18 protein-coding genes are annotated in these 21,001 nt (G+C 70.2%); 9 read left to right on the top strand and 9 right to left on the bottom strand.

Annotation, left to right across the window (positions count from 1 at the left end):
• Positions 1 to 3: 3 nt before the first annotated feature.
• Complete coding sequence (locus ACFFQA_RS22610; RefSeq protein ID WP_377855525.1) at positions 4 to 1,023, bottom strand: substrate-binding domain-containing protein; 1,020 nt, start codon at positions 1,021 to 1,023, stop codon at positions 4 to 6.
• A gap of 144 nt (positions 1,024 to 1,167) precedes the next feature.
• Here ACFFQA_RS22610 and ACFFQA_RS22605 point away from each other — a divergent pair, with 144 nt between their 5' ends.
• Complete coding sequence (locus tag ACFFQA_RS22605; RefSeq protein ID WP_377855966.1) at positions 1,168 to 2,160, top strand: LacI family DNA-binding transcriptional regulator; 993 nt, start codon at positions 1,168 to 1,170, stop codon at positions 2,158 to 2,160.
• 50 nt (positions 2,161 to 2,210) lie between these two features.
• Entirely contained in the window at positions 2,211 to 2,978 is a 768-nt protein-coding gene (locus ACFFQA_RS22600) for a sugar phosphate isomerase/epimerase family protein (protein WP_377855523.1), read from the top strand.
• Here ACFFQA_RS22600 and ACFFQA_RS22595 read toward each other — a convergent pair.
• Complete coding sequence (locus ACFFQA_RS22595) at positions 2,975 to 3,946, bottom strand: alpha/beta hydrolase (protein WP_377855963.1); 972 nt, start codon at positions 3,944 to 3,946, stop codon at positions 2,975 to 2,977. The two genes, ACFFQA_RS22600 and ACFFQA_RS22595, sit on opposite strands and share 4 nt — an antisense overlap.
• Before the next feature lie 449 nt (positions 3,947 to 4,395).
• Between ACFFQA_RS22595 and pdhA the strand changes: the two genes are divergently transcribed.
• The 6 genes from pdhA (at position 4,396) to gntA (ending at position 10,570) form a co-directional block, all read left to right on the top strand.
• Positions 4,396 to 5,625, top strand: coding sequence for a pyruvate dehydrogenase (acetyl-transferring) E1 component subunit alpha (gene pdhA / locus ACFFQA_RS22590; protein ID WP_377855520.1), 1,230 nt, complete (start codon positions 4,396 to 4,398; stop codon positions 5,623 to 5,625).
• Positions 5,625 to 6,647: an alpha-ketoacid dehydrogenase subunit beta gene (locus tag ACFFQA_RS22585; RefSeq protein WP_377855517.1), complete on the top strand. Its 1,023-nt coding sequence runs from the start codon at positions 5,625 to 5,627 to the stop codon at positions 6,645 to 6,647. Before pdhA ends, ACFFQA_RS22585 begins: the two co-directional genes overlap by 1 nt.
• A 19-nt stretch (positions 6,648 to 6,666) precedes the next feature.
• On the top strand, positions 6,667 to 8,094 hold the full coding sequence (locus ACFFQA_RS22580; protein ID WP_377855515.1) for a dihydrolipoamide acetyltransferase family protein: 1,428 nt from the start codon (positions 6,667 to 6,669) through the stop codon (positions 8,092 to 8,094).
• 161 nt (positions 8,095 to 8,255) lie between these two features.
• Entirely contained in the window at positions 8,256 to 8,411 is a 156-nt protein-coding gene (locus ACFFQA_RS22575) for a hypothetical protein (RefSeq protein ID WP_377855512.1), read from the top strand.
• A gap of 97 nt (positions 8,412 to 8,508) precedes the next feature.
• Positions 8,509 to 9,129, top strand: a complete 621-nt coding sequence (locus ACFFQA_RS22570; RefSeq protein WP_377855510.1) for a hypothetical protein — start codon at positions 8,509 to 8,511, stop codon at positions 9,127 to 9,129.
• Between the two features lie 736 nt (positions 9,130 to 9,865).
• Positions 9,866 to 10,570 carry a guanitoxin biosynthesis heme-dependent pre-guanitoxin N-hydroxylase GntA gene (gene gntA / locus ACFFQA_RS22565; RefSeq protein WP_377855507.1) on the top strand — a complete coding sequence of 235 codons (705 nt, stop codon included), beginning with the start codon at positions 9,866 to 9,868 and terminating at the stop codon, positions 10,568 to 10,570.
• A 109-nt stretch (positions 10,571 to 10,679) separates the two neighbouring features.
• Here gntA and ACFFQA_RS22560 read toward each other — a convergent pair whose 3' ends face one another.
• Both ACFFQA_RS22560 and ACFFQA_RS22555 read right to left on the bottom strand, forming a co-directional pair.
• Positions 10,680 to 11,891, bottom strand: a complete 1,212-nt coding sequence (locus ACFFQA_RS22560; protein ID WP_377855504.1) for an acyl-CoA dehydrogenase family protein — start codon at positions 11,889 to 11,891, stop codon at positions 10,680 to 10,682.
• Positions 11,892 to 11,902: 11 nt separating this feature from the next.
• Complete coding sequence (locus ACFFQA_RS22555; RefSeq protein ID WP_377855501.1) at positions 11,903 to 12,457, bottom strand: SCP2 sterol-binding domain-containing protein; 555 nt, start codon at positions 12,455 to 12,457, stop codon at positions 11,903 to 11,905.
• Positions 12,458 to 12,548: 91 nt separating this feature from the next.
• Between ACFFQA_RS22555 and ACFFQA_RS22550 the strand changes: the two genes are divergently transcribed.
• Positions 12,549 to 13,229, top strand: coding sequence for a TetR/AcrR family transcriptional regulator (locus ACFFQA_RS22550; protein ID WP_377855498.1), 681 nt, complete (start codon positions 12,549 to 12,551; stop codon positions 13,227 to 13,229).
• Between the two features lie 71 nt (positions 13,230 to 13,300).
• Here ACFFQA_RS22550 and ACFFQA_RS22545 read toward each other — a convergent pair whose 3' ends face one another.
• From ACFFQA_RS22545 to ACFFQA_RS22525, 5 genes are all read right to left on the bottom strand, one after another.
• Entirely contained in the window at positions 13,301 to 13,798 is a 498-nt protein-coding gene (locus ACFFQA_RS22545) for a hypothetical protein (RefSeq protein ID WP_377855496.1), read from the bottom strand.
• 220 nt (positions 13,799 to 14,018) lie between these two features.
• Complete coding sequence (locus ACFFQA_RS22540; RefSeq protein WP_377855494.1) at positions 14,019 to 14,921, bottom strand: SGNH/GDSL hydrolase family protein; 903 nt, start codon at positions 14,919 to 14,921, stop codon at positions 14,019 to 14,021.
• Between the two features lie 141 nt (positions 14,922 to 15,062).
• Complete coding sequence (locus tag ACFFQA_RS22535) at positions 15,063 to 15,962, bottom strand: ROK family protein (RefSeq protein ID WP_377855492.1); 900 nt, start codon at positions 15,960 to 15,962, stop codon at positions 15,063 to 15,065.
• A gap of 27 nt (positions 15,963 to 15,989) precedes the next feature.
• A complete protein-coding gene (locus tag ACFFQA_RS22530) occupies positions 15,990 to 16,757 on the bottom strand; it encodes a peptidylprolyl isomerase (RefSeq protein ID WP_377855489.1) in 768 nt (255 codons plus the stop codon).
• Positions 16,754 to 20,980: a glycoside hydrolase family 38 N-terminal domain-containing protein gene (locus tag ACFFQA_RS22525; protein ID WP_377855486.1), complete on the bottom strand. Its 4,227-nt coding sequence runs from the start codon at positions 20,978 to 20,980 to the stop codon at positions 16,754 to 16,756. Before ACFFQA_RS22525 ends, ACFFQA_RS22530 begins: the two co-directional genes overlap by 4 nt.
• Positions 20,981 to 21,001: the final 21 nt, after the last annotated feature.

The raw sequence follows: 21,001 nt of genomic DNA, 5'->3' as shown, positions 1-21,001 counted from the left end.
TGATCATCCCCAGCAGTTCTGCAGGCCCCACGCCGTGTCCTTGGACTCGATGCCGGGCACCGGCTTGTCGGTGACCACCACGGAGCCGGTGTTCACGAAGCCGCTCGGCTTCTTGCCGGACCTGGTGAACTCCACGGCAGCCTGCACGCCCTGCTCGGCCATCTTCTTCGGGAACTGCATGACGGTGAGGGCGTACTTGCCGTCCTTCACGTCCCGCACGCCCTGGCAGCCGCCGTCGATCGAGCCGACGAGGACCTGCGCCGCCTTGCCGCGCGCCGCCAGCGCCGCGTAACCGCCCCGGGCGGCGGGCTCGTTGATCGTGTAGACGGAGTTCACGTCGGCGGCGCGCTGGAGCAGGTTCTCCATCGCCTGCTGGGCCTTGTTCTGGTCGCCGTTGGTCGACTCCTTGCCCACGATCTTCGGGTCACCCTCGGCGATGCCGATGCCCGCGAGGAAACCTCGGTGGCGCATCTCGTCCACAGTGCCGCCGGGCGTGCCGTCGAGCATCAGCAGCTTCGGCTCCTTGCCCGCGAGTGCGGCCTTCACGTAGGCGCCCTGCGACCGGCCCGCGTCGAGGTTGTCGGTGGCGAAGGTGGCGTCGACCGCGTCCTTCGGGTCGGTCTCGGTGTCCAGGGCGATCACCAGGATGCCCTTCTCCCTGGCCTTCTTGATCGCGCCGAGGATGCCGGTGGAGTTGCTCGGCGTGATCATGATGGCGTCCACGCCCTGCTGGACCAGGTTCTCCAGCGCGGCGACCTGGCCCTCGTTGTCGCCGTCGAACTTGCCCGCGAGCGCGATGACCTCGGCGCCGTCCTTGGCCGCCTGCGCCTTCGCCGCGTCGCGCAACGCCACGAAGAACGGGTTGCTGTCGGTCTTGGTGACCAGGCCGACCTTGGTCTTGCCGTCGTCGTTGCCCCGCCCGGTGTCTCCGGCCTTCTGGCTGGAGCAGGCGGTGCCCGTGAGTGCGATCGCGGCGGCCGTGAGCACGGCGGCGCCGCGGCCGAGGGGACCTCGTCGTCCCATTCGCTGCCTCCTGGGTAGGCGGACCGCCCTCCTGGCGCGGGCGGCGGTGCGCGGATAGTGGCGCGGAAGCTAACCCGGCGCACGGCGAGCGCCAAGCGTTTGCGCAAACGCTTGCGACCGGCGCACCCTGGACGCGTGGTCACCATGCGGGAGGTCGCGCGACTGGCCGGGGTCTCGATCACCACGGTGTCGCACGTGGTCAACGGGACCCGCCCGGTCGCAGAGGAGACCAGGCAGCGGGTGCTCGACGCGGTCGCGCGGACCGGCTACACCGGCAACGCGATCGCCAGGTCGCTGGTCACCGGCGGCACCCGCACGCTGGGCGTGGCGATCTCGCTGGTCGCCAACCCGTACTTCGCGGAGCTGATGCAGGCCATCGAGAGCGAGGCCAGCGGCGCGGGGTTCACCCTGCTGCTGATCGACACCCACGACGAGGCCGAGGCGGAGCACGCCGCCGTGCGGGCGCTGCGCTCGCGCCGGGTGGACGGGCTGCTGCTGACGCCGTCGCGCCGGGCGAGTGCGGCGGTGCTGCCGGAGCTGCGGCACCTCGGCGTGCCCACGGTGCTCGTGGACCGGCTGCCAGCCGACGGCCAGTTCGATCAGGTGGGACCGGAGAACGTCGGCTCGACCGCCAGCCTCGTCACCCATTTGGCCGAACGTGGTCATCGCCGGATCGGGTTGGTCAGCGGAGCCGCGGGACTGACCACGAGCGCGGAGCGGACGCGCGGGTACCTGGTCGGCCTGCACCGCGCAGGGCTGCCGTCCGACGAGGCGCTGATGATCTCCGGGGAGTCGGCCGTCCAGCCCGCCGCAGAGGCGCTGCGGCGGATGGCCGCGCTGTCGCGACCACCGACCGCCGTGGTCGCGGCGAACAACAACATGCTGGTAGGAGTCCTGCGGGCGAGCCGAGAGCTCGGCATCCGGGTCGGCGAGGACCTCGCGGTCGTCTGCTACGACGAGGTCGAGTGGGCCGAGCTGGTGGACCCGCCGCTGACCACGATGGCGCAGCCGATCGCCGAGATCGGGCGCACCGCGGTGCGGATGCTGCTCGCCAGGATCGCCGATCCTCGGCGCCCGGCGCGCACGATCCGGCTGCCCGCACGGCTGATGCACCGCCGCTCCTGCGGCTGCGCATGATCGTGACGCCGCTAAGGTCCCTGCCGGCGGTCGATGCGAGAGGAGGGCTAGTGATCATTCCCGGCCTGGTGTCGGTGACCTTCCGGCACCTGGACGTGCCGAGGGTCATCGAGCTGGTCACCGAAGCGGGGTTGTCCGCCGTGGAGTGGGGCGGCGACGTGCACGTGCCCTCCGGCGACGTGGAGACCGCCCGCCTGGTGCGCGAGCAGTGCGCGAGCGCGGGCATCTCGATCGCCGGATACGGCTCCTACTACCGCGCGGGCGCCTCCGATCCGTCCGAAGTGGACCGAGCGCTGCGCACGGCGGTCGCGCTGGGCGCGCCGAGGATCCGGGTCTGGGCGGGCACGTGGGGCTCGAAGCGGATCACGCCGGGCAAGCGCGCCGAGGTCCTCGCGGCGCTGCGGCTGTGCGCCCAGGCCGCCGAGGCGGAGGGCCTCCAGGTCGCGCTGGAGTTCCACCGCAACACCCTCACCGACACCGTGGAGTCCACGCAGGCGGTGCTGGCGGAGATCGGCATGCCGAACGTGGCCTCCTACTGGCAGCCGCGTGGCGCGCAGGACGTCGAGGAGGCCGTCGACGAGGTCCGGTCGCTGCTGCCGAACCTGCCGACGGTGCACGTGTTCTCCTGGGGAGCGGGCTGGGGTGACAACCGGCTCCCGCTCGGCGAGCGCGCCGACCTGTGGGAGGCCGTGCTGCCGGAGCTGGCCGGCGACGAGGTGGACCGGTACGCGCTGCTGGAGTTCGTTCCCGACGACCACCCCGCCGCCTTCCGCCGCGACGCGGGCACGCTGCTCGGCTGGCTGGACCGGCTGCGCTAGACCCCGAGGGCTCCCAGCAGCATCGGCAGCGAGTTCCTCAGCTCGCGGCCGTAGTACGGCCACGCGTGCGTTCCCTTGCCGTAGAAGGACGTCTGCACCTTGCCGCCCGAGAGCAGCAGCTTGGTCGCGACCAGCTGCGACATGCCCTCGATGGCCTTCTCCTTGACGTCGAAGCCCGCGCCGGGCGCGTCGAGCGGGCCGGGCTCGCCGTTGCCCGCGGAGAGGTAGACGGGGATGTTCTTCAGCTTGTCGGTCAGCTCGTGCGGGTTGTGCGCGGCCCACACCTTCGCGTCCTTGACCGGGTCGCCCCACAGCGCGGCGGGGTCGAGCCCCTGGCCGATCAGGACGGCCTGCACGCTCGCGGGGCCGAGCATGAACAGCTGCGTGTGCACCGTGCCGCTGTAGGAGGCGGCGGCGGAGAACATGCCCGGCCTGCGCCCCGCGTAGGACAGCGCGCCGAAGCCGCCCATCGACAGCCCCGCGATCGCGCGCTTGGTGCCGCCGCCGTAGTTCTTCTCCACCAGCGGCAGCACCTCGTCGAGGTGGAAGTCCTCCCACTTCGGGCCGCCGGCCTTGTGCCAGTTGCTGAAGTAGCCCGCCTTGCCACCGATCGGCGTGACCACCAGGACCTTGCGCAGCTCGGGGTAGTTCTCGATGTCGGTCTTCTGCACCCAGCTCTCGTGGCCGTCGCCGTCGCTCCAGCAGCAGCCGCCGAGCAGCAGCAGCACCGGCCAGGTCCTCCCGTGCTGCCTGCCGTCCCAGCCGTCCGGCAGCAGCAGCCGCACGTTGGCCTGCTGGCCGATCGCGGGCGAGCTCACGGTGAGGTCGAGCGTGCGCGCGTCGACGCGGTTCTCGGCGACGACGGCCGCCCTGGTCGCTGTCCCCGCCGAGGCCGGGGCAGCGGCCAGCAGGGTCGGCAGCGTCACGGCCATCGCGGCGAAGATCGTCACAAGGCGTCGGATCGGCATTCGCACGCCCGGTCCTCCTCGAAGTTCACATTGGGGGAGGACATGCTCTCGGCGTGCTCACAGTGCTGGATAGAGCACGTTAAGTAATTTACTAATCGAATATCTTTACAGTGCGCCAAGAAGTAACAAGAAGTCACCGCTCACACACGCAAACGGTTACCCATCGGTAAGTGCGGGAGCCCTCATCAGAGGGCGGATACCGCCATGCGAGGCTGGGGCCGAGCCGTGCCGCGGAAGGCGACGAAAAAACCGTACACAAGCTGATACATAAGCCACATGTGGCAGGGCTCACGGATCATGGCATTCCCGTGTCAGGATGGCGGCAATGCGATCCGTCATCGTCGACGGGCTGGCACCCACCCGATCCGGTGGGTGTTCGTACCGAGCGGCGTAGTCGTGCCCGCCCGCCACAAGCGGGAGGCGTGACGTCAACCACGAGGAGAAGACGCATGTCGTCGCCGGACTTCTGGACGCAGCCTCCGGCCACCCCGCCGGACGCGTCCAGCGAGGTAGCCCCCGCTGCGACCGCAGCCCGACCGACCGCGGAGCAGGTCATCGCTGGATTGCGGGCGACCACCGAAGGTGGAGCCGATCTCGTGCAGCTGCTCACCCCTGAGGGTGAACGCGTGCACCACCCCGAGTTCGACATCGACATCACGGCCGAGGAGATCCGCGGGCTCTACCGCGACATGGTCCTCGTGCGCCGGGCCGACCGGGAGGGCAACGCGCTCCAGCGCCAGGGCCAGCTCGGCATCTGGGTCCCGCTGCTCGGCCAGGAGGCCGCCCAGATCGGCGCCGGCCGCGCCATGCGGCCCACCGACATGGCCTTCCCGAGCTACCGCGAGCACGGCGTCGCCTGGTGCCGCGGCATCGACCCGACCGAGATCGTCGGCATCTTCCGCGGCACCGACCACGGCTCGTGGGACCCGCAGGAGAAGCGGTTCCACCCGTACACGATCGTCATCGGCAACCAGTGCCTGAACGCGGCCGGCTACGCCATGGGCCAGAAGTTCGAGGGCAAGGTCGGCGACGACGACGGCGAGGCCACCATCACCTTCTTCGGTGACGGCGCGACCAGCCAGGGCGACGTGCACGAGGCCATGGTGTGGGGCGCGGTCTACGACGCGCCGCTGGTCTTCTACTGCCAGAACAACCAGTGGGCCATCTCCGAACCGCTGGAGCGCCAGACCCGCGTACCGCTCTACCAGCGCGCGCTGGGCTACGGCTTCCGCGGCATCCGCGTCGACGGCAACGACGTGCTCGCCACCCTCGCGGTGAGCCGCTGGGCGCTCAACGAGGCCCGGCACGGCAACGGACCGGTGCTGATCGAGGCCTTCACCTACCGGATGGACTCGCACACCACCTCCGACGACGCCACCCGCTACCGGCACTCCGACGAGCTGGAGGCCTGGAAGCTCAAGGACCCGATCGAGCGGGTCCGCGTCTACCTGGTCAAGCAGCAGCTGGCCGACCAGGAGTTCTTCGACGGCGTGCAGGCCGATGCCGACGAGCTCGCCGTCCGCCTGCGCGACTACACCATGAACCTGCCGGACCCGGGTCCGGAGCGGATCTTCAGCAACGTCTACGCCGAGGAGCCGGAGACCCTGCGCTCCCAGCGCGAGGAGTACCTGACCTACCTGTCCGGATTCGCCGACACCCACGCTGGAGGTGGGCACTGATGGCCGCGCCGACGATGAACAACGCACCGGGTGCCACCGCCCAGCCGCCGAGGACGACCACCCTCGGCAAGGCGCTGAACATGGGGCTGCGCGCCGCGATGGAGCGCGACCCGAAGGTCATCGTGATGGGCGAGGACGTCGGCAAGCTCGGCGGCGTCTTCCGGATCACCGACGGGCTGCAGAAGGACTTCGGCGAGCAGCGCGTCCTGGACACCCCGCTCGCGGAGTCCGGCATCATCGGCGCCGCGATCGGCCTGGCCATCCGCGGTTTCCGCCCGGTCGCCGAGATCCAGTTCGACGGCTTCATCTTCCCCGGCTTCGACCAGATCGTCAGCCAGCTGGCGAAGCTGCACTACCGCACCCAGGGCCGCGTGAAGGTGCCGATCGTGGTGCGCGTGCCCTTCGGCGGCGGCATCGGCGCGGTCGAGCACCACTCGGAGTCCCCGGAGTCCTACTTCGCGCACACCGCCGGTCTGCGCGTGGTCAGCTGCTCCAACGCCGTCGACGCCTACTGGATGATCCAGCAGGCAATCGACTGCGACGACCCGGTGCTGTTCTTCGAGCCCAAGGCGCGCTACTACGAGAAGGCGGAGCTGGACACCTCGCTCACGCCGGAACCGCTGTTCACCTCGCGCGTGCTGCGCAAGGGTTCCTCCGCGACGATCGCCACCTACGGCCCCTCGGTCAAGGTCTGCATGGCCGCGGCGACCGCCGCCGCCGAGGACGGCGTCGACCTTGAGGTCATCGACCTGCGGACGCTCTCCCCGCTGCACCTCGGCCCGGTGTTCGAGTCCGTGCGCCGCACCGGCCGCCTGGTGATGGTGACCGAGGCGCCGAGCGAGTCCTCGATCTCCTCCGAGGTCATCGCCCAGGTGCAGAAGGAGTGCTTCTACTCGCTGGAGGCTCCCGTCCTCCGGGTCACCGGCTTCGACACCCCGTACCCGCCGAGCAAGTTGGAGGAGGAGTTCCTCCCCGACCTCGACCGGGTGCTGCACGCCGTCGACCAGGCGCTGACCTACTGAGAACGGGAGGAAGTCCGCTATGCCGCAGTACAAGCACTTCCCCCTGCCCGACGTCGGGGAAGGCCTCACCGAGGCCGAGATCCTGAACTGGCACGTCAAGCCGGGTGACACCGTCACGGTCAACCAGATCATCGTCGAGATCGAGACGGCCAAGGCCGCGGTGGAGCTGCCGTGCCCGTACGCGGGCGTGGTGACCGAGCTGCTGGCCGAGGCGGGGCAGACCCTGGAGGTCGGCGTCCCGATCATCACCATCGACACCGACCCGAACGGCGAGGCCGCGCCCGCCGTCGAGCAGCCCGGTGGGGCCTGCCCCGCGGACGCGGTGGCGGCCAACGCGGCCGCCCGCGCCCAGGCCGACGCGGCCAACGGCTCCGGCAAGATCGGCGAGGAGATGCCGGGCGGCCGGATCGCCACGCTGGTCGGCTACGGCCCGCGCTCGACGACGGCCAAGCGCCGCGCCCGCAAGGGCGACGCCAAGCCCGCTCCGGCCCCCGCCGCCGTCGCGGCTCCGGCAGCACCGGCTCCCGTGGCACCTGCACCGGCGCCGGTCGTCGAGGAGCAGCTGCCCGGCGGCTGGGTCCCGCTGGCCAAGCCGCCCGTGCGCAAGCTGGCCAAGGAGCTCGGCGTCGACCTGCGCGAGCTGAACGGCTCAGGCCCGGACGGCGTGATCACCCGCGAGGACGTCTCGCTCGCCGCGTCGGCTCCTGCCCCGGTCGCCGTTGCCGCCCCTGCGGGCTACGACGCGGCGACGCGGGAACGCCGCGTGCCGATCAAGGGCGTCCGCAAGGCCACCGCGCAGGCGATGGTGGACAGCGCGTTCACGGCTCCGCACGTCACCGAGTTCCTGACCATCGACGTCACGCCGATGATGGAGCTGCGGGCGAGGCTGAAGAGCTCGCCGGAGTTCCGCGACGTCAAGCTGACCCCGCTGGCCTTCGCGGCCAAGGCGGTCTGCCTCGCGGCGCGGCGCACCCCGGACGTGAACGCGACCTGGGACGCGGCGAGCAACGAGATCGTCTACAAGGACTACGTGCACCTGGGCATCGCCGCGGCGACCCCGCGCGGGCTCGTGGTGCCGAAGATCCGCGACGCGGACGCGATGTCGCTGCGCGAGCTGTGCGTGGCGCTGGAGGAACTGACCACCACCGCGCGCAACGGCAAGACCTCGCCGGCGGACATGGCCAACGGGACGATCACCATCACCAACGTCGGCGTCTTCGGCGTCGACACCGGCACACCGATCATCAACCCCGGTGAGTCCGCGATCCTCGCCTTCGGCGCGATCCGGGACATGCCGTGGGTGGTGGACGGCCAGGTCGTGCCGCGCAAGGTCTGCCAGCTCGCGCTGAGCTTCGACCACCGCGTGGTCGACGGCCAGCAGGGTTCGCAGTTCCTCGCCGACGTCGGCGCGCTGCTCGCCGACCCGTCGGTGGCGATCACGTACTGATCCGGTCAACGGACATCGAGCACCCCCGTCATCCCGGCGGGGGTGCTCGTGTTCTGGGCTGAGAACACTGCCGACAACCGCTTCCTGGGCATGCGTCGCATGCAGCCCATCGGAGCCCTGCCCGCGGGCGCTCTCGCGCGTTGCAGTCCACATTGGACGAGATGACGCGCAACGGTGCTCCGGGGGTCCTCGCGCGGCTTCGAGACGGCGACCGGATGTGGGTCGGGGCAAGCGGGTTCGGCGACATCACCGTGCCGACCGCTGTGCTGAGCGCGAACGGGATCACCGGCCCAGGAAAATCCGTCCGAAAATTTTGATGCCACATCTGCTGACCTGGGCTTTTACCTCCGTGACTGTCAGACCCCCTCCGTAGGGTCCGTGGTGTTGGGTCTCCGCTGGCCAAGGAGGTACGGGATGGAGCGACACATCCCCACTTCGCTCTGGATCGACTACAACAACGCGCCCGGACCGGAGAAGGCGCGCCGCGTGCGCAGGCACCGCGCGATGCAGGAGGAGAGGAACGTCTGGGCGATCAGGTACAACCTGGACCTGCTCGACGCCATCCAGGCGGGACGACGCACGGGCGACGACCTGTCCGAGCTGATCACCGCGATCGACAACGCACACCCCAAGAAGCGGCGCAGCTACGAGGAGAACGCCGAGGGCTGGTGCAGCCTCACCGAGGACTGGAAACCCGCGCTCACCGAGGTCGGCATCGGCGAGGTCGTCTTCGACGACGTGCGCGTACGCGTGCGTCCGCACCTCGGCCTCGTCGACGGGAACACCCGGTACGCCACGTACCTGTGGTTCAAGGACGAGCCGCTGACCGAGTCCGCGGCGTGTTCGGTGCTGCGGCTGATGCAACTGGAGATGCCCGCCCTCCTGCCCGGCGGCAAGCCCCTGGTGATCGACGTCCGGCGGTCGCGGCTGATGCACCTGCCGCGTAAGCGCCAGTGGCAGGACTTCGACGCCTGGCTGGCCAGGGAGGCGGCGACCTACGGCGAGTACTGGCGCGAGGCCCCGGTGGCCGCGTAGCCGATGAGGTCCCGTGTCCCTGGGGGTGGACACGGGACCTCGTTCCCCGGCGCCGTACTGGCCGTTGTCCCAGACTTGCCTGCTGACCAGGCAAAACGGTGCCTGCACTGTGCCGCGAGGTCGTTGTCGGTCAGCGGCGAGCGGTGGCCACTGCGATGTCCGCTCGCCAGTCCGCAGCATCCGCGGGCGCGAGGTGGCGAACAACGGCTCGCTCAACCCGAGCTTCACCCACGACGAGTACGTGCAGCGCCCGCCCGGCACTTCTCCGGCAGGCTCACCGAGCGGGACTGGACATGCCCGTACCGCTCCCGTCACCGCGTCCCTGCCAGGTTTCGGGGAAGCGACGTCCTTCTCCGGGCGCCGGTGGTCCTCGACGCAGTCGCACCGCCGGGAAGAGCTTCGCGCAAGCGGTCCGCAACCGGGCTCGCGCGTTCGGGTGCGGCCACAGGACCTCATCACGAGCTGGTCAACCAGGTGTACACCCGTGATTCACGAATGGCCGAACCTCATATTTCGCTACCCATTCGAAGCGAAATGCGAAGAAAGGGCTTTCCGGGCGGGCGCCGCAATCAACCCAGCAGCACACAGGCACTCCATGCACATGCATGCACTTTTCTGTCAATCAATCAGCCTACGGCCGACAAAGTCGCAAAACGGGCAACCCTTCGACCGGAAATGCAACGTGAGATCCACGTCACATGGTTTCCCGGTTGTCGTCATTGTTACCTTTGCCCCCATGAAATCCGACGCACAAGCGGAGCTTGAGGAGTTCATTTCCTCAAAGAACTTCAGCTGCCTCGGCGCCCGCGCGGCAGTGAAGCGCGGCTCCATCACCCACGGGCATTATCGGCGACTCGGCGACGAGCAGTCCGCGCTGGAAAACCACCGCGACCTGCTTCGCTACGCGATCGGACTGGACCAGAAGCTGTCCGACAAGAGCTTCATGACCTTTGTGGCCACCTTTGACGAACCGGGCCTGGTCGATGAGGACGAGTACGAACGGCTCATCTGGAAGCACCTGCAGATCATGCACGACATCGACAGCGAGGACCACGGTCTCGACCCGGGCAGCAGTTCCGACCCGAATGAGCCGAACTTCGGATTCCACACCGGCGGACACGCGTTCTTCGTCGTCGGAATGCACCCCGGCTCATCGAGGGCCACCCGCCGGTTCTCCAAAGCCGCGATGGCTTTCAACTCGAACAAGCAGTTCATGATGCTCGGCGAGAAGTTCTTCTCGATGCAGGACAGGATCCGCAAGACCGAGCTGACGAACAACGGCTCGGTGAACCCGAGCTTCGTCACCTACGAGTACCAGCAGCCCGCGCGACACTTCTCCGGCCGCTTCACCGCAGCCGACTGGGAGTGCCCGTACACCTCACGGCACGAGGCGTCCCCGGTCACGTACACCAGCGACGTCCTGCAACGAGCCACCACCTGAGCGAGGCCGCCGGAGCCGCGGGTGGTGGTGGATCCCGGCACTGGGGGACACCGGGATCCACCACCCCCTCACGAGGCCGCCAGCGCGGTTTGGCGACCTGGTCCCACCATCAGCGGATGTGCACTCCGGAGATCGCACGGGCCATGACCAGGCGCTGGATCTCCGAGGTGCCCTCGAAGATGGTGTAGATCTTGGAGTCCCGGTGCATGCGCTCAACCGGGTGCTCGCGGGTGTAGCCGTTGCCGCCGAGGATCTGGATGGCGCGCTCGGTGGCCCAGACCGCGACCTCCCCGGCCTTCAGCTTGGACATCGAGCCCTCGGCGTTGGCGAACTTCTGGCCGTTGCGGCCCATCCACGACGCGCGCCACACCAGCAGCCGGGCCGCGTCGATCTCCATCTTCATGTCGGCGAGGGTGAAGGCGATGGACTGGTTCTCGATGATCGGCCTGCCGAAGGTGACGCGCTGCTTGGCGTAGTCCAGCGCGTACTCGTAGGCGGCGCGGGCGATGCCGACCGCCATGGCGCCGACGGTCGGGCGGGTGACCTCGAAGGTCGCCATGGCCGCCTGGCCCTCCGCCTTCTTGCCCTCGCGGGCGCGGGCCAGCCTGGCGTCGAGCTTCTCCTTGCCGCCCAGCAGGCAGGAGCCGGGGACGCGGACGTCGTCGAGGTAGACGTCGGCGGTGTGCGACGCGCGCAGGCCGTGCTTCTTGATCTTCTTGCCGCCGACGAGGCCCGGGGTGCCCGGCGGGATGATGAAGCCGGCCTGGCCGCGGGCCTTCAGCTCCGGGTCGACCACGGCGGTGACCACGTGGACGTTGGCGATGCCACCGTTGGTGGCCCAGGCCTTCTGGCCGTTGAGCACCCACTCGTCCTTGGCCTCGTCGTAGACCGCGCGGGTGCGCATAGCCGAGACGTCGGAGCCCGCCTCGGGCTCGGAGGAGCAGAACGCCGCGACCTCGGGGTCGTCCGCGTCGCCGTAGCACTGCGGAACCCACTCGGCGAGCTGGTCGGGGGTGCCGGAGGCGAAGATGCCCGCGACGGCGAGGCCGGTGCCCATGATGGCCATGGCGATGCCGCCGTCGCCCCAGAACAGCTCCTCGTTGAGGATCGGCAGCGACAGCCCCGTGGGGTCGGCGTAGCAGGTGGCAAGCGACTCGAAGCCGTACAGGCCGATCTTGGCCGCCTCCTGGATCACCGGCCAGGGCGTCTCCTCGCGCTCGTCCCACTCCGAGGCGGCGGGCCGCACCACCTCGCTGGCGAAGCCGTGCACCCAGTCCCTGAGCCCGGTCTGCTCCTCGGACAGTTCGAGCGAGAAGGTCACGTCGTCTCTCCTCAGGCCTTGGGGATGGAGAACAGGTTGGTCAGCCCGGCCGCGAAACCCAGGTCTCCCTTGACCTTGAGCTTGCCGGTCATGAACATCACCGGGGCGGAGCCGTTGCCGGTGACGAGCTTGAGGAAGTCCAGCGGTGAGAGGGTCACCGAGACCCGGGGCTCGGCGGTGTTGTCCTTGTTCACCGTGCAGACGCCCGAGTCGATCACCGTCTCGTAGCGGTCGTGCTCCTCGCCTTCCGGCCTGGTGATGCGCCAGTGCACGACCGCGCGGGTCGAGCCCGCCCGGTCGGCCTTGAAGTGCGTTCCCATCCTCCGGAAGACCTCATCCAGTACCTTGGCGCGCAGTTCCGGACGAACCATGACGGCTTCGATCTGATCCTTGGAGGCGCGGGAGACCAGGCGAGCGAACTTCTGTGGCTCCAGCGAGCTGAGATCGACCTCGGCTCCGCTGTCCGCGAGGTCCGACGCGGCGGAGAGCAGGGCGACGAACTCGTCGTTGCTGATCTTCTTCGGGTCGACCTCGGCGAGGGCGGCGATCGGGTCGGTGTTCGGCACAACGCACCTCCAGGCTTACCTACTCGCGAGTAAGACTACTTCTGAGTAGGTTTGGTCGCAAGAGCGTCCCGAGACACCGTTGAGGTGGTGCATGACCAAGAAGGACGTGGCGGGGGAGACCCCTCCGCCGCGCGCCAAGCGGCTGCCGCGCGCCGTGCGCGAGCGGCAGATCCTCGACGCCGCCGTGCGGGTGTTCTCCGAGCGGGGCTACCACCCCGCGTCGATGGACGAGGTCTCCGAGGTCGCGGGCATCTCCAAGCCGATGATCTACGCCTACCTCGGCTCCAAGGAGGAGCTGTTCGCCGCGTGCATCCAGCGCGAGACCACCAGGATGATGGAGGCCATCGGCGGGGTCGTCGACGTCAACCTCGATCCGGAGGAGCAGCTCTGGCGCGGCGTGCTGGCGTTCTTCACCTTCGTCGGTGAGAACCGCGACTCCTGGCAGGTGCTGCACCGCCAGGCCGGCACCCAGGGCGCGCCGTTCGCCGCCGAGCTCGCCGAGGGCAGGCGCAGGGCCATCGCGCTGATCTCCGTGCTGCTCGACCGCGCGGCGAGCAAGGAGGGGGTCGGCGCGTTCGCCGAGGGCCAGACCGAGCCGCTGGCCGCCGCGCTCACCGGGGCCGGTGAGGCGCTGGCCGAGTGGTGGCTGGAGCACCCCGACGAGAGCCCGAAGGCGATGGCGCGGCGGCTGATGAACCTGTCCTGGATGGGTTTCGGCAACCTCGTCGATGGCAAGGCCTGGCACCCGGAGAAGCAGCCGGAGAAGGCATAGGGGAGCCCCGTGACCGCGCCGGCTGGGGGGGCGCGGCGGGCCACGGGGCGAACGTCAGCTGATGGGGGGTTTCAGCTGACGGGCACGACGACCGCCGTGATGCCGACGGGGCCGTTGATGTCGCTCGGCCAAGCGACGTCGAACGGAATGCCGGCGGGACCACCACCGGGCAGCGTGAAGCTGACCGAGTTGGCGGGCGCGCCCTGCTCGTGCGGCTGCGGGGTCACCACGTGGGCATCCGCCTGGTGGTCGGCGTCGATGAGCACCGGCGGCGGGGTCCCGCCCGTGGTCAGCGGGTTGACCTCGACACCGAGCAGCGCACCGTTCGCACCGCGAAGGCCGCACGAGACACCGGGGCGGGAAGCACTGAAGGTGATCCGGAACAGCTTGTCGGTGCGGGTCGGCGACACTCCCTCGCTGACGACGGCCGTCAGGTCGCCCGCGGCGCAGGAACCCAGCTCGGGCGGCGGGTTGGTGCCCGCGTTGGCGACCCCGGCGGCGAAGGCTCCCACCGCGACCGCCGCGGCGGTCAGTGCGATGCCGAACGTGCGCTTGCTGATCCCCGACATGGCGCCCCTCCGTGGTCCGCTGTCCCGACGGCGGCAATCCTGTCCACAAAGGACGGCGCACGGATCGGCCGTGCGACCGGAACGCCCTTCGCGACCTCGGCCGGAGGGTCGCAGAACACCGGCCGATCGGTCGAGAACCGGCTCGGTCCGGGTTCATGACCAGCGCTGCCGCGCCGACGAGAGCTGGAAGGGCGCCGGGACGCCCTTCCTCCGTCCTCGTCTAGCGCAGCTGGGCGGAGACGAGTCCCGCCAGCGCGGCCTGGCCGTCCTTGTTCAGGTGCAGCACGGCCTCCCGACCTTCCTGTCCGGCCATGAGCGCGTCGAAGCCTCGGTAGTAGGTCGCACCGGCCTCGCACTGCGAGTGGCCGGCGAACTCCTTGCCGATGGCGATGGAGTTGGCCTTGTAGGGGCTGACGAACAGGGCGTCGATGCCGTGGCGCGTAGCCGTCTTGACGGTGTTGCGGAGTGTCGCGTCCAAGGCGCTGGCGACCTTGTTGCCCTCAGTGCGCTCCTCGGCGCTGAACACCGTGGGGGCGCAGACGGGGTCCTGCGCGGTGGACGCGTTGGCGCCGGAGGTGAGCTGGCGCCCGTAGGCGACCGTGACGATCTTCGCCTTGGGGCTCTTGGCCTTGATCTGCCCGAAGAGGGTGAACAGGTTCTTGGCCATCCCCGGCATCTGGTCGATGACGGACTCGGCCGCCTTCGAGCAGTCGCCCTGCATGCACAGGCCGCCGAACTCGGCGTAGCTGATGTCGTTGGCGCCCAGGGTCAGCATTACCAGGTTCGTGTCCGGCTCCAGCGCGTCCAGCTGCGCGGGCTCACCCTTGAACGACGTGCGGACGTCGTTGATGGCCGCTCCGCTGCAGGCGACGTTGCGCAGCTCCACCTTCCGACCGCTCGCGCGCAGGTTCGCCACGACGACCTCGGAGTAGGAGTTGCCGCTGCGCCAGCAGGTGCCCGCGGTACCGGACTGGTAGTCACCGGCGCCGGTGCCCGAGGCGGTGGAGTCCCCCATCGCCACCACGTTCAGCGGCGCGGCCGGGGTGGCCGAAGCGATCACAGCGAGGCCGCAGACCAGGAAGGTGGCGGCTACGACGGCGATCGGCAGGATGCGCTTTCTCAACTTCTCTCCATTGGCGGCAGCGATGCGTGAGCACTCCGCCCACAGCACTGAAGAACTTTCGCCCAGGGATACCAGCAGCGAAAGCAGGGGTACTGAAAACGAACTAAACGAGCGAAATCGCTCAGTGGGCGTCGGACGACCTCACGGGTTCGCGACCAGCGCCGCCGCGCCGACCAGACCGGCCCGCGCGCCCAGCTCCGCCCGCTCGACCCTCAGCTTGTCCAAAAAGGACAGTCCTGCGTGCGTGGCCAGAGTCCTCCTGACGGGACCGAAGAGCAGCTCGCCCGCCGCGGCGACGCCGCCGCCGATCACCACCAGGTCGAGGTCGCACACGGCCGCCGTCGCCGCGATGGCCAGGCCGACGGCGCGGCCACCTCGCTCGAACGCGGCGAGCGCCACCGCGTCGCCCGCCCGCGCCGACTCCGCGAGCCCGGCCGCGTCCGCACCGGCGTTCCACCCTCGCCCACGCGCCCACCTCACCAGATGCGGCCCTGCCGCAACGGTTTCCGCGCAGCCGCGACCACCGCACGTGCACGGCGCGCCGTCGGGTTCGACGACGACGTGGCCGATGTGACCGGCGTTGCCGGTGCGTCCGCCGAAGGGCTTTCCGCCGAACACCAGGCCGCCACCGACCCCGGTGGACACCACGATGCCGAGCAGGTGGTCACTGGTCCGGCCCGCGCCGCGCCAGTGCTCGCCGAGCGCCATGCAGACACCGTCGCCCGCGAGGCGCACCGGCACGTCCGGCACCAGGCCGGTGACGCGGCGGACGAGCGGAAAGTCCTGCCAGCCGGCGATGTTGATCGGGCTGACCGTGCCCGAGGTGGTGTCGATCGGCCCGGCACAGGCGATGCCGACGCCACGGACCCGGACGTCGCGCACTGCCTCCTCGATCGCCTCCCTGGTGGCCGCCCAGCCCAGTTCGGGGTTGGCGCGGGCAGTCGGCCTGCGGGCCTCGCGCAGCACTTGGCCCCGGTCGTCGACGAGCGCGGCGGCGATCTTCGTGCCACCGACGTCCAGCGCGAGCACCACGTCCGTCATCAGCGAGACGGTACGGGACCGGTGGGGTCAGTGGCGGTGGGTGTTGTCCGGCTGACGGGGATCTCCGGGATGTTCGTAGCCGGGGGCGAGGCGGACCAGCTCCGCGCGGCGCGCCTCCAGCCAGTCGCCGAAGGCCCGGCGGCGGGCCGCCGCGAGCAGGTGGGCGGTGATCTCCTCACGCGCCTCCGCGAGGGTGCGGAGGTTCTCCGGGTAGGCCCGCTCGACGAAGAGGGTGTGCCAGCCGAGCGGGTCCTGGACCGGGCCGACCACCGAGCGTTCCGCCGCCGCGAACAGGGCTCGTTCCACGGGTCCCGCGAGCTGACCGCGCACTACTGTCCTTAATGGACACTCAGAGAGGTCGGCGAGGTCCGGGGTCGGCAGGACCCGGTGCCGCACGACTCGCCGCTCCGGGGCGGAGAACAGCTCGAAGTTCGCCTCGTAGTAGCGGACCACCTCGTCGGGGCTCACCGCGACACCCGCGGTGACCTCGACGAACACCGACCGCGCCTGGGGGCTGCCGGTGAGCAGGGACGCGGCGACGCTGCCCAGTTCGAGCATGGCCGCCCGGTCGGCGGCGATCTTCTCCAGTGCCGGCGGCTCGCCGTGCGGGTTCATCAGCCCGACGATGCGCTCCGCCGTGAGCCGCTGCACCAGCCAGCGCCGCAGCTGCCGCGCCTCGCTCGTGCCCTGCGCGGGCAGGGTGGCCGCCGCGCGCCCGGAGCGCAGCTCGGCCTCGGCGTTGTCGACCTCGGAGACCAGGACCGGCTCGTCGCCGACCCACGCGATGGGGGTCATGTCGTCACCACCAGTGCGACCGCGTCGGAGTAGAGGATGCGGCCGGCTCCGGCCACCTTCACCAGCGCCCAGTACGCACCGGGCTCGGCCCAGGGCGGTGGCGCGATGTCGAAGCCGAACTCGGTGCGCCCCTTGAGCTCCCGGACCTGCCACCAGTCCGGCGTCGCGTCCCAGGTGCCCCACGGGGTGAGCAGCTGCGCCTCGACGGAGACCGGGGCGGAGGTCTGGCAGACCACGTCGACGGTGAGCCGTTCCCGCGCGCCCCGCGCCACCCGGACCGCGCGGGGCGATCCGGCGAGGCGCAGCGGTTGCGCGGGCTCGGCGACGGTCGACAGCATCGCCACATCCTCGACCACCTGACGCCAGCTCGGTGGGAGCGCCTCGCCGACGAGTTCCAGCTGCGCGCGCACCGGATGCGGCCCCTGTTGATCACCCCCGGGCGCGCTGACCTGCACTTCCGTCTGCCAGTGACCGCCAGGGGCCAACCCGAACGGCAGCTGCGCGGGCGTTGAGGTCCACCCGTCCGGCACCACCAGGCGGACGACGCCGTGCAGCTCGGCGTCGGTGCAGTCGCTCGCGACGGTCAGCGTGAGCGTGATGTCACCGCCCGGTTGGACCAGTCCGGTCACGGGGTCGATGTGCACCGCGACCGGCAGCCCGCCCAACGGCGCGGGGCCCCGGTTGTGCATCCAGTACCGCGCGTAGAGCGGCTGGGCGACCTCCGCCTCCGGCCCGAGCGGACGACCGTCCAATGTGGACCAACGGTTCGGCTCGGGGCGGGCGACGATGGTGGCGATCTCGAACGGGGCCAGGTCGACGGAGAGCTCCGCGCCCGAGGGGATCGAGTCGCGGCGCTGTTCCAGCAGGTCGGCGGTCGCCGCGTCGGCGAAGCTCAGCAGTGGCGAGGACAGCAGCGCCGCCACCGCGGTTCCCGAGGTCTCCACCAGCCGCACCGCGATGCCCTCCGCCGGGTCGACCGGTCGCGCGGAGCCACGGGCCAGCGGGTTGCCCGCCGCCTTCACCGCGGCGAGGTTCACCGCACCCGCCGGTTCGACGCGCAGCAGGGAGCCGGAACCGGGCAGGCCACCGACGCCGTCCTCCGGCGACGGCACCGCGATCAGCGGCCGGGAGAACTCCGCGCTGCGCTCCGGGATCCCGTTGCGCCAGTCGCCGTCCGTGCTGACCACCGCGTAGTCGAAGACGTGTGTCCAGTGCTGGAGCTGGAAACCGCTGCCGTCCGGCGTGGTGCGGCGCGGCGGGTCGATCCACACCCCCGACGGCCAGCCCGTGCACGAGCGCAGCAACGACGCGTGCAACGTGCCCGCCGCGTCGACCGCGAAGCCGGGCACGCCGCGGTTGAGCAGCGCCACCGTGCGCGGCTCGAAGTCGCCGACGCCCGCGTCCACACTCTGCTCCACCACGATCTCGTGGTCCGCCAGATCGTCCACAATGGACTTGATGACGGCACCGAGGTCGTCCCCCGCGACGATCAGCACCGGAAGCGCCCGCGCCGCACGGAGATCGGCGCTGGGCACCCAGACCTCGGCCAGTGGCCGTTCCGCGGGAACCCACACCACCGCCCGGCCGGTCGCGGCGAGCTGACGGTCGAGCTCCTCCCGGTAGGCCGGGTCCGCCTCGGCGAGAACCCTGGCGGTGAACGCGTTCCGGTCCGGTCCACCGAGGGCGAACCGCACGTCCGGGAGGTTCGAGTCGACTTCGAGGTGTCCGTAGCGCGGACCGCCCGAGGTACCGCAGGTCGCGGTGACTCCGGCTCGCGCGAGGGCGACCGTGAGTTCGCGCGCCAGCGGAGCGGCTTCCGCCCGCGACGGTGCGACCAGCTCCGCGACACCGATCGCGCGGGTCGCCCCTCCGACGCGGATACGAGCCGTCGCGGAGAGGCCGAACCACGTGCAGGCGGGGTTGTCCAGGGTCCACGGGTGCTCGGCGGAGTCCACGTCCGGAAGGCCGAAACCACGGCCCACCACGGCATCCCCGACCTCGCTCACCGGGAGCGCACCCGGGACCGGGCACGGCCAGCGCAGGCGCAGCAGCTGGTCGGAGCCGGTGAACTCATCGACCTTCGTCGAGCAGTCCACCCGGGGAACCCCGCGCCACAAGGTGATCGTCTGCGTGTACCTGACCGGACCGATCTCGCCGCGCACCACGAGCCGCTGGCCGATGGGGCAGCGAAAGGCTTGCACGGAAGCGTTGTTGGCGCTCGACACCTGGACCGGCCCCTTGGGCAACAGGTGCCACGGACCCTCACCGAAGCGCGGATGCTGGTGGTACTCCTCGTAGACCGCGAGCTCGTTGCCGACCGATCCCGGCGCGACCAGCTCCCGTTCGCCGGGCAGCTCGACGAGACTGACGACTCCGCCGCCCCGGCCCGGATCGACCTCGACGCGGTAGTGCCCGTTGGCCACCGCACAACCATCCACAGGCTGCCACCGCGAGCTGTCCACACCGTCCACAGGTTCATCCACAATAGACTTATCCACAGTGGACACTCGTATTGTGTATGCCCGCCAACCGAAAGACGGCACGTCACGGGCGAGGAAGCTGACCGAGTGGCCATCATGATCCACAAGCGCTGGCAGCTCGGTCCCCGAGTCGTCCACAACGGAAACGCTGCCATGCACAGGATCCGTGAGTCGCGCGGTGACCAGATCGGTCCGCGACGAGGCCAGCGAGTTCCACACCACCACGCCGCGACCCACAGCCTGAGAAAAGTCCACGCGGTCGGTCAGCTGCCGCAGAGCCGAGTCGCGCACACCGAGCGCGAGCTCCCTCGCCTCGCGCCAGCCCCACAGCAGATCAAGGTAGACCTGGTCGGACTCCGAGCCGGTGATCCCGTCGTGGTGCGCACCGTAGGCCAGCTGCACCCAGGCCTTGGCGAACGCGGCGTCCGGGTAACGCGCGCCGGTCACCAACGACGCGAAGACGGCGAAGCGCTCCGCTTCGAGCAGCACGTCCTCCGCCTCGCGCTGCGCCTGCTTGGTGTCGATGTAGGAGACGTCCTTGCCGGTGTAGACCGGGTTCATGTCGCGGCTCTGCGGCGTGGGTTCCTCGCCGCGTTCGGCCAGCTCCGCGCGGACGGCGGCGAAGAACTCCTTCGGCAGCGCGCACACGAACCGAGGCCACGTGTAGCGGGAGCCCCAGTCGCGGTGGATGCGGGTGATCCACTTGTTCGGCGGCGTGTAGTCGGTGCCCACCGGCAGCAGCACGTTGCGGGTGGTGGCCACCTTCTTGAGGCCCTGGAACAACGTCAGCACCGCGGCCTCGGCCTCGTCCAGCGACGGGGCGGAGTCCATCCACCAGCCCGCGCTGTAGTGGTCGGCCATGTAGCTGGTCAGCAGGCCGCGGCCGGAGGGGGAGATCCACTCGAACTCGCTGGGGAACTGCATGCGGCCCGGATCGCCCTTGACGCCGTCGCGCGTCTCCATCGGCCCCCACTGGTGGAACGGGCCGCGCGCCCACGAACTGGACGAGAGACCGGCGTCGGCGGCCATGCCGGGGAACGCCGGGTCGTGGCCGAACACGTCGAGCTGCCAGGCGGTCCGCGGGTCGGCGCCGAGCACGTGGCGCTGGAAACCGATGCCGTGCACGAAGTTGCGGATCGCCGACTCCGGGCTGCACAGGTTGGTGTTCGGCTCGTTGTACGTGCCGCCCATGATCTCCACCCGGTCCTCGGCGATGAGCCTGCGCAGCACGTCGCGGTCGCCGGGGAAGGCGTCCCAGTAGGGCTTGAGGTAGTCGACCTCGGCGAGCACGAACTTGTACTCCGGCTCGCGCAACGCGAGGTCGAGGTGCGCGCGCACCAGGTCGAAACCCGCGAGTTGGTAGGCCGATCGCGGCGAACCGGGGAAGTCCAACGCGTCCCACGCCGTGGTGTAGGCGGCCTGGGTGTTCCACCACACCGGGTCGTAGTGGAAGTGGCTGACCATGTGCACCGTCCAGCCGGGTTCGGCGACGGTGAGGTCGAAGTCGAGCCCCGACCCGTCGTCGGCGACCACCCGCGCCCTGACGACACTGCCCGGACTGTCCGATGTGGACACTGAGACTTCGACGACCCCCTCGCCCCGTGCCGGCTCCGGCGTGCTGACGCCCGGCCCGGTCACGCGCACCGTCGCCTGCTCGGCGAGGGTCACCCGAACCACCTGGAGCGGCGCGTCCACCGGGCCGGTGAACAGCTCGGTCGACTCCGCAGACAGCACCCGTGCCATGGGACCCCTTCCGCTCCGAGG

The sequence above is a fragment of the Allokutzneria oryzae genome, from assembly GCF_042429765.1.
In the GTDB taxonomy this organism is placed as follows: Bacteria; Actinomycetota; Actinomycetes; order Mycobacteriales; family Pseudonocardiaceae; genus Allokutzneria; species Allokutzneria oryzae.
The sequence above is the reverse complement of the archived record's forward strand: the minus strand, read 5'-3'. Positions and strand labels throughout refer to the sequence as shown.